Below are 12,304 nucleotides of genomic sequence, written 5' to 3' on the forward strand. Positions count from 1 at the left end.
AAGAAACCCGGCCTCTGGACGCATGACCGGATGCGCCCGGGGGTAAACTCGCGCGCTCACCCGGCCGCCGGAGCCGCCTGAGCGGGCAGTCTGCGCACATCACGGGCGGTGTCGGTGACCCCGGCGAGGAACCCGCGGGCGCGCGGCGACGCGGACCCGGTCAGCCAGGCGGGGTCGATATCGCATACGGCGACCGTGACACCCGTACCGGTCAGTGCGTACGGCAGGGTGTGGACGACCGTGGACGGAAAGCTGACGATCGTACGGCCGACCGGGCCGCGCCGCGCGATCAGCTCCAGCGGCAGGTCCGGGCGGACGATCTCCAGCCCGGTCGCCTCGCTCAGCGCGCGCAGCTTCTCCGGGGACTCCCGGCGGTGCGCGAAGTAGCGGGTGGCGCCGTGCTCCCGGGTCAGGGCGCGCACGGCGTCGAGGTAGCACGCCGGGTCGACCACTCCGGTCTCCACGAGCGAGGTGCCGACCAGGTCGGTGCCCCTGGTCAGGCGCGGCGGGCCGAAGCGGGCGCGGGTCCAGGCGAAGTCGTTGACCCGGAGCGTCATCGCGCCGTGGGCCGTCACGGGCATCGAGCTGAACACCTCGACGCGCCGGGCTGTGCCTGTGCCGGTGGCCTTGCCCGGTTTGAAGCGGCGCCGGGCGGTCGCCGAGACCGGCGCGTACGCGAGCTCGCGCACCCGGCCGGGCAGTCCTCCGCCGCCGACCCGGTGCCAGCGGACGAGCCGTTCGCCGCGGGCGGTCTGGGCGATGAATTCCATGGTGGCGGTGCCGTCGTCGACCACGACGAGCTCCTCGGCCCGTACGAGGGTCAGCAGCAACTGCACGTAACGGGAGAAGGGGTCGCCGACGACGACCGTGCGCGCCGCGCGTACGTCGTGGGACAGCGCGGCGAGCGCCTTCAGCGGTGCGAGCCGGCCCCCGCGGGCCTCCTGCCAGCGGACCTCGTGGCCTTCGTCCCGGGCGAGCGCCGCCATCCGGCGCAGCTGGCCGCGGGACATCGGGTCGGTGGGCGGCAGGACGACGATCCGCAGGGCGGGTGCGGCGGCGGCCCCGGCCGGCCGGTCCGAGCCCCCGCCCGGCCGGTCCGAGCCCCCGGCCGACTGGCGCGGGACCCCGTCCAGCAGGGGGCCGCGGGGTGCGGGGCCGTGCGCGTACGCCCACTCCAGCACGTTCAGGAGCTGGACCGGGCTCTCGACGAAAGCCAGGGTGGTGGCTGAAGTGGGCATCACGTACTCCTCGGCAGGGGACGGGACCTCGTACGCGCCGGACCGCGGGCCGGGTCAGACGGCGGCGAGCTCGCCCTGGACGCGGCGGAGCTTCTTCATGGGGCCCAGCTCGGACTCGTAGACCCGCTTGACGCCGTCGCCGAGGGCGGTCTCGATGGTGCGGATGTCGCGGACGAGGCGGGTGAGGCCGCCGGGCTCGACGGAGGCGGCCTGGTCGGAGCCCCACATCGCGCGGTCGAGGGTGATGTGGCGCTCGACGAAGGCGGCGCCGAGGGCGACGGCGGCGAGGGTGGTCTGCAGACCCGTCTCGTGGCCGGAGTAGCCGATCGGGACGTTGGGGTACTCCTCCTGGAGGGTGTTGATCACCCGCAGGTTGAGCTCCTCGGCCTTGGCCGGGTACGTCGAAGTGGCGTGGCAGAGAAGGATGTTGTCGCTGCCGAGCACCTCCACCGCGTGGCGGATCTGCTTCGGGGTGGACATGCCGGTGGACAGGACGACGGTGCGGCCGGTGGCGCGCAGGGCACGCAGCAGCTCGTCGTCGGTGAGCGAGGCGGAGGCGACCTTGTGGGCGGGGAGGTCGAACTTCTCCAGGAAGGCGACGGCCTCGGTGTCCCACGGGGAGGCGAACCAGTCGATGCCGCGCTTGGCGCAGTGCTCGTCGATGGCGCGGTACTCGCTCTCGCCGAACTCGACCTTGTGGCGGTAGTCGATGTAGGTCATCCGGCCCCAGGGGGTGTCGCGCTCGATGTCCCACTGCTCGCGCGGGGTGCAGATCTCCGGGGTGCGCTTCTGGAACTTGACCGCGTCGCAGCCGGCTTCGGCGGCGGCGTCGATCAGGGCGAAGGCGTTGCCGAGGTCGCCGTTGTGGTTGATGCCGATCTCGCCGACCACGTAGACGGGCCGGCCGGGGCCCGCGGTGCGCGATCCGAAGGTGCGCAGGCGGGTGTTGGGGGAGGCGGTCATGGCAGGTGACGTCCTTCGGTGCGGGGGTGCGGGGGTGCGGGGTGTTCCCGGGTGACGGGGTGTTCCCGGGCCACGGGGTGTGGGCTGCGGGTCGGGTCGTACGTCGAGCAGGGGGGCGAGGAGGCGGGCTCGCTCCAGGTCGTGCGGGTCGTCGATCTCCAGGACCCGTGCGGGGTCGGTGGCGACGGGCAGGATCCGCCCGAAGAAGCGGTGGCGGGCGGTGCGGAAGCCGGGGGCGTCCATGGCGTAGGCGGCGCCGGTCTCCAGCAGGTCCTGGGGTCGGTCCTGGCGCCGGGGGCGGTACGTCGTCTCGTGGTTGACGCCGGTCCCGGCTCCGTCGGGGTCCTCCCGCCAGAGGAAGCCGTGGAAGGGGGCCACGGTCAGGGCGGAGTCGGCGGCGCCGGAGGCGACGGCCGCGGCGACGGACTCGACGTCGGAGGCCGCCAGGAAGGGGCTGGTGCACTGGACGAGGAGGACCACGTCCACGGTGAGGGAGTGCAGTTCCTCGAAGGTGGTGAGGGAGTGCAGCAGGGCTGCCTCGCTGCTCGCGGTGTCGCCGGAGATCGCGGTGGGGCGGGCGATCACGTCGGCGCCCGCGGCGCGGGCGACGGCGGCGATCTGGGTGGAGTCGGTGGACACCACCACGTCGGTGACGGTCGGCGCGGCGAGGCAGGCCTGGACGGCGCGGGCGACCAGCGGGGTGCCGGCGACCTCGGCGAGGTTCTTGCCGGGTACTCCCTTGGAGCCGCCGCGCGCGGGGATGACGGCCAGGACGCGGGGGCTCACAGCTCCCCCATCCGGCGGATCACGGGGGCCACGCGCTGCACGCCGTGCCGGTACGCCCCGCGGGCGGCCTCGCGCAGGTGGGCGCGGAGCCGGCGGCGCAGCCGGGACTGCCCGGCCGTCTGCCGCACCGCGCCGGGCAGTGCGGTGCCGTCGGGCGCGAGGTGCTGCCGCGCGAGGATCCCGGGCAGGTACCCGGGGGCGGTGGTGAGCGTGTAGTACGGGGCGACGGGCGGGAGCTCGGCTTCGGCCAGCAGCCCGGCGACCCTCGCCCGGGCCACGGCGTAGGAGTCGCCGCCTGCGGTGACGCCCTGCGCCGCCAGCCACTCCGGGTCGGCCTGCGGCAGCAGACCGGCGTCGAGCTGGTCCCAGGAGGCCAGGCAGCCGGAGCCCAGGAAGTGGTGGTTGCCGAGGGATTCGCGGATGCCGAGGTCGGTGAGGACGGCCGTCGGGATGGACCGGTTCAGGGACTCCAGGGCGGCGGTGGAGGAGACGGTGACGAGCAGGTCGGTACCGTCCAGGACCTCGCCCATGTTCCCGTACACCAGACGGCAGTTGGGCGCGAGTCCGCCGGGGAGCTTGGCGGCGAGCCGCTGGTACGGCTGCTCCTCCAGGTGCGTGGTGTGCTCCCCGGGCCGGCTGCGCAGTTTGATCAGCACCTCGCGCTCCGGGTGCTGCCGCGCGTGTCGGGTGGCCCGTTCCAGCAGGTAAGCGCGGTCGGCGCGGCTCTCGGGTACGGAGGGCTGGACGGCGAAGACCACCGTGTGGGTCCGGCTCCCGGCGGGCTCGTACGGCGCCCCGCCGAGGAAGGGCAGCGCGGTCTCGGTGACGGCGCCGGTGTCCGCACCGACGCCTTCGTACACGGCGCGGAACCGCTCGGCGTCGTGCCGGGAGTTGGCGAGTACGAGGTCGGCGCCGTGCCGCAGCAGCAGCCCGTCGGCGAGCTTCTCGTACACGACGCCGACGTAGCCGGTGACGAGGACGGGGCGGGCCGCCGGTTCGGGCCACAGGGCGCGGGCCCCGTGCAGGACCGCCTGGACGGCCCCGCCGACGAGGGCGAGGACGACCACGTCGTACTGCTCCCGCCCGATCTCGGCGAGGAATTCGGCGCAGGTCACCTCGGCCGGCCGGTCACCCTGGACGCCCACTTCGCCGAGCTGGCGCGCGGTGGGTGTGGCTCGGCCGCGCAGCAGGTATCCGGCGAGTTGGTGGTCGGGCACGAGACGGCGGGCGGTGAGTGCGCCCCATTTCCATCGCGTGTCGGAATCGGCTAGTACGGCGACGCGTTTGCGTTCTGGCACGCGGCAGAAGCTATTCCGCAATTTTGGTGATCGGCCCAACGAACGCACAACAGCGGGTTAACAACGCGTCGACTGAATGCGAAAGCGCCCGGGTTAACGCGTCCGCCCCGCTTCGTTCATGTGGAATCCGCATCCGGGCCATGGTGAATGCCGGACGGCGCCCTAATGTCTCGCGGGTGCCCAAGCTCTCTGTTGTCGTGCCGTTCTACAACGTGCAGACATATGCACCGGATGCCCTGAAGAGTCTCGAACTCAATGCCCGGGACGATTTCGAGTTCCTGCTCGTCGACGACTGCTCGACGGACGGGACCCCCGGCCTGCTGGAGCGGGCCGCGCGCGAGCTGCCCGGGGCGGTGCACCTCAGACACGAGCACAACGGCGGACTGGCCACCGCCCGGAACACCGGCCTGGACGCGGCCCGCGGCGAGTACGTGGCCTTCCTGGACGGGGACGACTGGCTGGCCCCCGGCCACCTGGCCCGGACCCTGGCCGCCATCGAGGCCCTGGACTGCGATTTCGTCCGTACCGACCATGTGAAGTGCACGGGCAGGTCCCGCAGCGTGCAGCGGGTCCCGTACGGGCCGCAGTCGGTCGTCGCCGATCCGCGCACCGCGATCCTGCCCGCCGACCGGGCCACCTCGGTGGACTACCCGTACGCCTGGGCCGGCATGTACCACCGGCGGCTGCTGGACCGCGGGGTGCTGCACTTCACCGACGGGCTGCGGACGGCGGAGGACCGGCCGTGGATCTGGCGGCTGCACCGGGAGGCCCGGTCCTTCGCCGCGGTCGGACTGCCCGGAATCTTCTACCGTCGCGGGGTCGCCACCTCGTTGACGCAAATCGGTGACGAACGGCAGCTCGATTTTATCCGCGCATTCGATCAAGTGATCTCGGACGTCATTGCGGACCGGGAATCCGATCTCCTCCTTCCGAAAGCCGTCCGAACATATTGCGCGATCATCGCGCACCATTTCGGTGCGGTCGAGAGGTACGAACCGGCCGTGGCCAGAAAACTCCGATCGATGAGCACGGCGGCGCTCGGGCGCATGCCCCAGGACGTACTCGACCACGTCCTGGACTCGATGGACACGGAACGCTCCACCAAGCTGCGCCGCGTGCGCGGCCGCCGTCGCAGCACGTCGGGAGCGGCCGCCTGATGCCCACGCAGATCTTCCTGGCCTCCACCCTGTACGGGGCCGCCACCCTGGCGGCCGGCATCGACGCGGGCTCCTTCCCGCCCGCCGACCGCCGCATCCTGCTCACCAGCAACCACTCCGTCACCGCCGAGGTCAGCCCCGGCATCGCGGACATGCCGGGCTTCGCCGCCCTGCGCACCCGCTTCGACGAGGTGCTCGACTGGAACCGCGTCATCGAGCCGCAGCACCCGAGCACCTGGGCCCCGCGCGCGGAGGACGTCCCGCTGTGGGAACGGCAGCTGCGCATCCTGTGGGGTCTGGGCGAGGACCGCGTCGAGCTGATCGTGGAGTCCCTCCAGGTACCGCCCGCCCAGACCCTGTGCCGGCTCTTCCCGGGCGCGGCGGTCGACGTCTACGCGGACGGCCTGATGAGTTACGGGCCCACGCGCTTCCGCCTCGACCCGCAGCTCGGGATGCGGGTGCGGCGCGTGCTCCACCTGGACCTGGTGCCCGGGCTGGAGCCGCTGCTGCTGACGGAGTTCGGGGTACGGGTCGAGCTGGTGCCTACGGAGCCGTTCCTGAAGGTGCTGGCGGAACTGCCCTCCCACGACGCGGACCTGGACGGGATCGGGGAGTCACCCGCGCTGCTGCTGGGCCAGTACCTCTCGGCGCTCGACCTCATGACCCCGGACCAGGAGGAGGAGCTGCACGTCTCGATGGTCCGCGGCGCGCACGCCCTGGGCCACACCGAGCTGGTCTTCAAGCCGCACCCCAGCGCCCCGGCCGCCTACTCGCGCCGCGCGGAGGAGGCGGCCGAGCGGCTCGGCGCCCGCCTCACCGTGATCGACTCCCCGGTGCTGGCCGAGGTCCTCTACCAACGGCTGCGCCCGGCGCTGGTGGCCGGCTGCTTCTCCACCGGCCTGCTGACCGCCGCCACGCTGTACGGGCTGCCGGTGGCCCGGACGGGTACGGACGCCGTACTGGCCCGCCTGACCCCGTACCCGAACAGCAACCGCGTCCCGCTGGTCCTGGTGGACGCGCTGCTCCCCGATCTCGGGGACGCGCAGGCGGTGCGCTCCTGGACTCCCCCGACGCCCGAGCGGGTCCGGGCGGAGTCGGCCGGGCTGCTGACCGCGGTCGGGTTCACCATGCAGCCGCAGATCCTCGCGGCGCGCCGCCCGGTGGCCGAGGCCTACCTGGCCCGGCATCTGACCACGCGCACCTGGCGCTACTTCACCCGCCGCCGGCTGACCGCGCTCGGCCTGCCGGGCGGCATCCCCGCCCAGCTGTCGTTCCTGCCGCGGAGCCGGGCGGTGCGGCGCGTGGCGCGGAGGCTGCGGCGCGTCCTCAGCTGAGGGGCCTGCGCTGACGGGCCTCAGCTGACGGCGAGTTTGGCGGCGAAGCCCAGGAAGAGCACGCCCGCGGCCGAGGTGGCCCCGGCCGACAGCCTCTTGCGGCGGCGGAAGGCCGCCGAGAGGCGGGTGCCGCCGAATATCAGCAGCGTCAGGTACAGGAAGCTGCCCGTCTGCAGCAGTCCGCCCAGGACCAGGAACGACAGGGCCGGGTAGGCGTAGGACGGGTCCACGAACTGCACGAAGAAGGACATCAGGAAGAGGATGGCCTTCGGGTTGAAGAGGCTGATCAGCAGCGCCCGCCGGTAGGGCCGCTCGGTCTCACCCGGGTCGGCGGGGGCGTCGGCCTCCTCCTCGGCCCGCGCCTGGCGCGTGCGCCACAGCGCCCAGGCGCCCCGCATCATGCCCACGGCCAGCCACGCCAGGTACCCGGCACCGAGGATCTTGACCACCGTGAAGACCAGCGGGCTCGCCTTGAGCAGCGCCCCGGCGCCCACGGCGGTCAGCAGCATCAGCACGGCGTCGCCGGTGAACACCCCGGCGGCGGCCTTGTACCCGGTACGCACCCCGCGGCGAGCGGCGACGGACAGCACGTAGAGCGAGTTCGGCCCCGGCAGCAGAATGATCAGTACCAGGCCGGCGAGATAAGTCGGAAGATCTGTCACACCCAGCATGGGCAGGAGTGTCCCACAGGGTTACACCTGTCACGCCATCGATTTCACCAGTTGGAATCCGCCGGTTCGTACGCACCCCACACCTCCCGCAGCGCCCCGCACACCTCCCCCACCGTGGCCCGGGCCCGCAGCGCCTCCTTCATCGGGTACAGCACGTTCTCCGTCCCCGCGGCCGCCTCCCGAACCGCCGCGAGCGCTGCCGTCACCGCCGCCCCGTCCCGCTCCGCCCGCAGCCGGGCCAGCGCCGCGCACTGCCGCGCCTCGATCTCGGGGTCCACGCGCAGCGGCTCGTACGGCTCCTCCAGCTCCAGCGCGAAACGGTTCACCCCGACCACCACCCGCTCCCCGCTCTCGGTCTCCTGCGCGATGCGGTAGGCGTTCCGCTCGATCTCGCCCTTCTGGAAGCCGGCCTCGATAGCGGCCACCGCACCGCCCTGCGCCTCGACCCGCTGCATCAGGTGCAGTGCGGCCGCCTCCAGGTCGTCCGTCATCCGCTCCACCGCGTACGAGCCGGCGAAGGGGTCCGCCGTCTGCGGCACGTCCGTCTCGTACGCGAGGACCTGCTGGGTGCGCAGCGCGAGGCGGGCGGACTTCTCCGTGGGCAGCGCGATGGCCTCGTCGAAGGAGTTGGTGTGCAGCGACTGCGTGCCGCCCAGTACGGCGGCCAGTGCCTGCACGGCCACCCGTACGAGATTCAGTTCGGGCTGCTGCGCCGTCAGCTGGACCCCGGCCGTCTGGGTGTGGAAACGCAGCATCAGCGACTTCGGGTCCCGGGCCCCGAACTCCTCGCGCATGACGCGGGCCCAGATCCGCCGGGCGGCGCGGAACTTCGCGACCTCTTCCAGCAGGGTGGTGCGGGCGACGAAGAAGAAGGAGAGCCTGGGCGCGAACTCGTCGACCGCCATCCCGGCGGCCAGGGCCGTACGGACGTACGCGATGCCGTCGGCGAGGGTGAAGGCCACCTCCTGCGCGGGCGAGGCCCCCGCTTCGGCCATGTGGTAACCGGAGATGGAGATGGTGTTCCACTTCGGGATCTCGGCCCGGCAGTAGCGGAAGGTGTCGGCCGTGAGCCGGAGCGAGGGCTCGGGCGGGAAGATGTAGGTCCCGCGGGCGATGTACTCCTTTAGGACGTCATTTTGCACCGTACCGGTCAGCTGCGCACCCTCGATCCCCTGCTCCTCGGCGACCAGCTGGTAGAGCAGCAGGAGCAGCGCGGCGGGCGCGTTGATGGTCATGGAGGTGGAGACCCGGTCGAGGGGGATCCCGTCGAACAGGGTCCGCATGTCGTCGATCGAGTCGATCGCGACCCCGACCTTGCCGACCTCGCCGTGCGCGAGGGGGGCGTCGGAGTCGTGGCCCATCTGGGTCGGCAGGTCGAAGGCGACGGACAGGCCGGTCCCGCCGCCCGCGATGAGCTGCCGGTAGCGCGCGTTGGACTCGGCCGCCGTACCGAAGCCGGCGTACTGCCGCATCGTCCACGGCCGGCCGGTGTACATCGTCGGATAAATCCCCCTGGTGTAGGGGAAATCGCCCGGAACGCCCAGTTCGGTCTCCGGGTCCCACCCCGTCAGGTCGCCGGGGCCGTAGACGGGTTCGATCGGGATGCCGCTCTCGGTGCGTGCCATGTGACGAAAACCTCCATAGAGCGACCGGCCCCGGGACTGGTACAACCGTCCCGCTCCTTCGCGTAAGGCTGCGGACGACCCCTGGTCACAATGGCGCAACATCCCGGGTCCGAGCGCAACTCTCCACGCACGCGAGGCATCACCTACATACACGACGTAGAAACCGGGGGGACTGCAATGCAGCGCCAGAGACTCATAATCCGCACGATCGGGGTGGCAACCGCCGTCGCGCTCGCCGCGACCGCCTGCGGGCCGCAGAAGTCGGAGTCCGCCGGCTCCGCTTCCTCGGCCTCCTCTTCGCCCACGGCGGGCGCCACCCCCGAAGCCTCTCCGAGCACCGACGGCAAGCCGGGCGACGCGTCGCCCTCGGCCTCGCCGTCCGCCTCGGCGTCCGCGTCGGCGTCCGCGTCGGCGTCCGCCTCGCCTTCGCCGACGGTGAAGCAGATCATGGCCAACGGAGACGACACCGAGCAGGTGCGCGAGCTCCAGGCACGCCTGAAGCAGCTCAAGTTCATGTCGGTCGCACCGACCGGCTTCTACGGCACGAAGACCACCGCGGCGGTCAAGTCCTTCCAGTCGAAGAACTCTCTGAACGCGACCGGTTCGGTCGACGAGGCCACCTGGAAGAAGATCCAGAGCTCCTCGAAGAAGCCCACCGCCGACGAGCTGCGCCCGCCGACGGAAAACGAGGCGGACGCGCCCGACCCGCGCTGCATGGAGGGCCGGGTCATGTGCATCAGCAAGGAGAGCCGCACCCTCGCCTGGATGATCGACGGCAAGGTCGTCTCCACGATGGACGTGCGCTTCGGCTCGGAGAACACCCCGACCCGCGAGGGCGTGTTCAACGTGGGCTGGAAGGCCAAGGACTGGACGTCGACGATCTACCACACGCCGATGCCGTACGCGATGTTCTTCAGCGGCGGCCAGGCGGTGCACTACTCGGCCGACTTCGCGGCCCGCGGCTACGCCGGCGCCTCGCACGGCTGTGTGAACGTCCGGGACAAGAAGAAGCTGTCGGCCCTCTTCGACCAGGTGCAGGTCGGCGACAAGGTCGTCGTCTACTGGTGAGCCGGGCGGCGGCCGAAGGCCGGTGGTCGGAAGTTAGTGGCGCGGGCAGGGCCGGGGGAACGTGCCCCGCCCGCGCCGGTTGCGCAGAGCCCAGGGGTACGGGGGGAACCCCGGCTCATGCGCGGCCGATGACCAGTCGGCTCGTTATGTACTGCGCCGCCGATTCGAAAAGTGTTACAGGCCGCTCGACGCAGTTCGTCCGAGCCGGTCAGAGCCGGTCGGGCAGGGCCGCCGAGGCCCCCGGGAGCGGCGGTGTCAGGGTCGGAGTCCTGACCGCCCCGGCACCCGTACCACCCGCGGACACGCCCGGGGAGTCCATGCGCTTGCCGTCGTCGACGACGCCGTCCAGCAGCGCCCCGCAGTAGGACGGAATACGGGCGAGGCCGCGGGCCAGGTGCGAGAGCCGCTCGCGCCGGTCGTCGTTGAGCCGGCCGGACCGGTAGTCCTTGCAGAGGTCCACCGCCCGACGCATGTTCTCCCGGTCCTGGTCGCGGTCCTTGCTCTCGTTGCCGAAGAGGTCCGGGGTTCCGTCCGTCCGGGACTTGCCGTCCTTGCCGTCCTTGCCCGGGCCGCCGGTGGCGGGCGTACCGGACGAGAGCCCGCCGGCGGATGCCGTACCGCCCGCGGACGTGCCCGGCGGCTGGGTCGTGCCCGCGGAGGCCGACGGACTCGCGCCGTCCCGCAGCGGGGTGGGGCGCAGCTGTGGGCTGAGCGTCGAGGCCCCGCTGCCGTCGCCCGGGGTGGGCACCCCGTCGGCGCTCACCGACATCGCGGGGCCGGGCCCGGCGCTGTCGTGCCGCGACTGGTCCAGCAGCCCGGCGCCCGCCGCGGCGGCCAGTCCGCCGACCGCGACGCTCGCGAGGGCCGCCGCCAGACCGAACCGCACCGTCCGGGCGCGCCGGGGCGCGGGAACGCGGAAGGCGGCGGAGGCGCGGCCGATGTCGACGAGGGGTTCGCCGGAGAAGGCCGCGGACTCGCGGCGTTCAGAGCGTTCGGGGCTTGCGGGCGTGGCTGCGGTGCCGCCGCGCGCCGCGAGGAAGGCGGCCACCGCCGCGGCCTCGCCGGGCAGTTCCCCGGTCGCCGGCGGCGGCCCGGCCAGGGCGTCGAGGGCAGCGCGCAGCCGGGCGGCTTCGCGCCGGGCCTGCGGGTCGGCGGCCGGTCCCACAGGTTCCGCCGGTTCACCGCGCAGCAGTTTGTCCGCGGCGGCCCTGTCCAGCCACCTGTCGCGCTCGTCGGCCATCACATGTCCTTCTGCGTCCGCCAACGTGAATGCGTCACACCGGTTTTTTCTACGAGGCCCCCGCCGTGGCCGCGCTGCGCGGGTACGGCGTCGAGATCCCTCCCGCCCCCGCCGCCCCGTGCCTGGCCACCGGCATTATGGCCGACGCGCGGCCCCCGAACCGAGTCCGGTACCGAGTCCGGCGTGAACCCGCCCTCCGCGTCCTGGGCTCCGAGCAGCTCCGCGAGCTTCTTCAGGCCGCGGTGAGCCGCGGTGCGCACGGCGCCGGGCCGCTTGCCGAGCGTCTCGGCCGCGCTCTTCGCGTCCAGGCCGACCACGACCCGCAGGACGACGGCCTCGGCCTGGTCCTGCGGGAGCTGCGCGATGAGCGCCATCGTCGTGCCGGTGGACAGGGACTCCATCGCCGCGACCGCGGTGTCGCTGTCGGCGGCCCAGCCGGTGAGTTCGGTGTCGTCGCCGCCGATGGCGGGGCGTCGGCCGCGCATGCGGATGTGGTCGAGGGCCCGGTTGCGGGCGATGCGAGCGGCCCAGCCCCGGAAGCGGTCGGCGTCACCGGCGAAGGAGTCGAGGTCGCGGGCGATCTGCAGCCAGGCCTCGGAGGTCACGTCTTCCGCGTCGCCGTCCCCGACGAGCGTGCGTACGTATCCGAGCAGGCGTGGGTGCACAGCGCGGTACACAGCACGGAACGCGTTCTCGTCGCCGTCCTGTGCCGCGAGCACCGCGGCGGTCAGCTCCGCGTCGTCCCCCAGCAAAGTCCCCAACCCGTTCACTGTCCTGTACGTCTGGCGCAAATCAGCACGTTACGGCTTTCCCGCACCTTCGTCCACGAGTTGTACAACGAGCAACCAATCCTGCGCACAGCGAGGTGTGACACAAAACGCACTCAGGACGCTGACAGGGATACGGGCTTGTCGCACGAGCCCG

Annotated in this window: 11 protein-coding genes and 1 pseudogene; 3 read left to right on the plus strand and 9 right to left on the minus strand. The window is 72.4% G+C overall.

Annotated elements, in window-relative coordinates; genetic code table 11:
* Positions 1-56: 56 nt before the first annotated feature.
* From ACFYOB_RS22740 to ACFYOB_RS22755, 4 genes and pseudogenes are all read right to left on the minus strand, one after another.
* Complete coding sequence (locus tag ACFYOB_RS22740) at positions 57-1,238, minus strand: hypothetical protein (RefSeq protein WP_388562162.1); 1,182 nt, start codon at positions 1,236-1,238, stop codon at positions 57-59.
* A 54-nt stretch (positions 1,239-1,292) separates the two neighbouring features.
* Positions 1,293-2,201 (minus strand): N-acetylneuraminate synthase family protein, encoded by a 909-nt coding sequence (locus ACFYOB_RS22745; RefSeq protein ID WP_388562457.1) that lies wholly within the window; start codon positions 2,199-2,201, stop codon positions 1,293-1,295.
* A 408-nt stretch (positions 2,202-2,609) separates the two neighbouring features.
* Positions 2,610-2,987, minus strand: a pseudogene (locus tag ACFYOB_RS22750) (cytidylyltransferase domain-containing protein); the annotation flags it as partial.
* A complete protein-coding gene (locus ACFYOB_RS22755) occupies positions 2,984-4,285 on the minus strand; it encodes a DUF6716 putative glycosyltransferase (RefSeq protein WP_388562164.1) in 1,302 nt (433 codons plus the stop codon). The pseudogene ACFYOB_RS22750 and the gene ACFYOB_RS22755, both read right to left, overlap by 4 nt.
* A gap of 176 nt (positions 4,286-4,461) precedes the next feature.
* Here ACFYOB_RS22755 and ACFYOB_RS22760 point away from each other — a divergent pair, with 176 nt between their 5' ends.
* Complete coding sequence (locus ACFYOB_RS22760; RefSeq protein WP_388562166.1) at positions 4,462-5,442, plus strand: glycosyltransferase family 2 protein; 981 nt, start codon at positions 4,462-4,464, stop codon at positions 5,440-5,442.
* On the plus strand, positions 5,442-6,776 hold the full coding sequence (locus tag ACFYOB_RS22765; RefSeq protein ID WP_388562168.1) for a polysialyltransferase family glycosyltransferase: 1,335 nt from the start codon (positions 5,442-5,444) through the stop codon (positions 6,774-6,776). The genes ACFYOB_RS22760 and ACFYOB_RS22765 overlap by 1 nt, the downstream gene beginning before the upstream one ends.
* A gap of 20 nt (positions 6,777-6,796) precedes the next feature.
* Here ACFYOB_RS22765 and leuE read toward each other — a convergent pair whose 3' ends face one another.
* From leuE to ACFYOB_RS22780, 3 genes are all read right to left on the minus strand, one after another.
* The gene (gene leuE, locus ACFYOB_RS22770) at positions 6,797-7,447 is read right to left on the minus strand and encodes a leucine efflux protein LeuE (RefSeq protein ID WP_388562170.1); all 651 of its coding nucleotides are present in this window, start codon (positions 7,445-7,447) and stop codon (positions 6,797-6,799) included.
* A 44-nt stretch (positions 7,448-7,491) separates the two neighbouring features.
* Complete coding sequence (locus ACFYOB_RS22775) at positions 7,492-9,072, minus strand: methylmalonyl-CoA mutase (protein ID WP_388562172.1); 1,581 nt, start codon at positions 9,070-9,072, stop codon at positions 7,492-7,494.
* A 143-nt stretch (positions 9,073-9,215) separates the two neighbouring features.
* Positions 9,216-9,521: a hypothetical protein gene (locus tag ACFYOB_RS22780; RefSeq protein ID WP_388562174.1), complete on the minus strand. Its 306-nt coding sequence runs from the start codon at positions 9,519-9,521 to the stop codon at positions 9,216-9,218.
* On the opposite strand from ACFYOB_RS22780, the gene ACFYOB_RS22785 reads away from it, so the two are divergent.
* Positions 9,520-10,140, plus strand: a complete 621-nt coding sequence (locus tag ACFYOB_RS22785) for a peptidoglycan-binding protein (RefSeq protein ID WP_388562176.1) — start codon at positions 9,520-9,522, stop codon at positions 10,138-10,140. The genes ACFYOB_RS22780 and ACFYOB_RS22785 overlap by 2 nt on opposite strands.
* Positions 10,141-10,348: 208 nt before the next feature.
* On the opposite strand, the gene ACFYOB_RS22790 is transcribed toward ACFYOB_RS22785, so the two are convergent.
* Together ACFYOB_RS22790 and ACFYOB_RS22795 are read right to left on the minus strand one after the other, a co-directional pair.
* The gene (locus ACFYOB_RS22790; protein WP_388562178.1) at positions 10,349-11,380 is read right to left on the minus strand and encodes a hypothetical protein; all 1,032 of its coding nucleotides are present in this window, start codon (positions 11,378-11,380) and stop codon (positions 10,349-10,351) included.
* Positions 11,380-12,132 (minus strand): RNA polymerase sigma factor, encoded by a 753-nt coding sequence (locus tag ACFYOB_RS22795; protein WP_388562459.1) that lies wholly within the window; start codon positions 12,130-12,132, stop codon positions 11,380-11,382. The genes ACFYOB_RS22790 and ACFYOB_RS22795 overlap by 1 nt, the downstream gene beginning before the upstream one ends.
* Between the last annotated feature and the right edge of the window lie 172 nt (positions 12,133-12,304).

Origin of the sequence: Streptomyces sp. NPDC006463 (assembly GCF_042870715.1) — a bacterium.
Taxonomy (GTDB): Bacteria; Actinomycetota; Actinomycetes; order Streptomycetales; family Streptomycetaceae; genus Streptomyces.

Excerpts from the sequence above, each read along its gene's own strand:
- ACFYOB_RS22775 (WP_388562172.1), bottom strand. The coding sequence starts at position 9,072 with ATGGCACGCACCGAGAGCGGCATCCCGATCGAACCCGTCTACGGCCCC.
- ACFYOB_RS22740 (WP_388562162.1), bottom strand. The coding sequence starts at position 1,238 with ATGCCCACTTCAGCCACCACCCTGGCTTTCGTCGAGAGCCCGGTCCAG.
- ACFYOB_RS22745 (WP_388562457.1), bottom strand. The coding sequence starts at position 2,201 with ATGACCGCCTCCCCCAACACCCGCCTGCGCACCTTCGGATCGCGCACC.
- ACFYOB_RS22785 (WP_388562176.1), top strand. The coding sequence starts at position 9,520 with ATGGCCAACGGAGACGACACCGAGCAGGTGCGCGAGCTCCAGGCACGC.
- leuE (WP_388562170.1), bottom strand. The coding sequence starts at position 7,447 with ATGCTGGGTGTGACAGATCTTCCGACTTATCTCGCCGGCCTGGTACTG.
- ACFYOB_RS22780 (WP_388562174.1), bottom strand. The coding sequence starts at position 9,521 with ATGATCTGCTTCACCGTCGGCGAAGGCGAGGCGGACGCCGACGCGGAC.
- ACFYOB_RS22790 (WP_388562178.1), bottom strand. The coding sequence starts at position 11,380 with ATGGCCGACGAGCGCGACAGGTGGCTGGACAGGGCCGCCGCGGACAAA.
- ACFYOB_RS22765 (WP_388562168.1), top strand. The coding sequence starts at position 5,442 with ATGCCCACGCAGATCTTCCTGGCCTCCACCCTGTACGGGGCCGCCACC.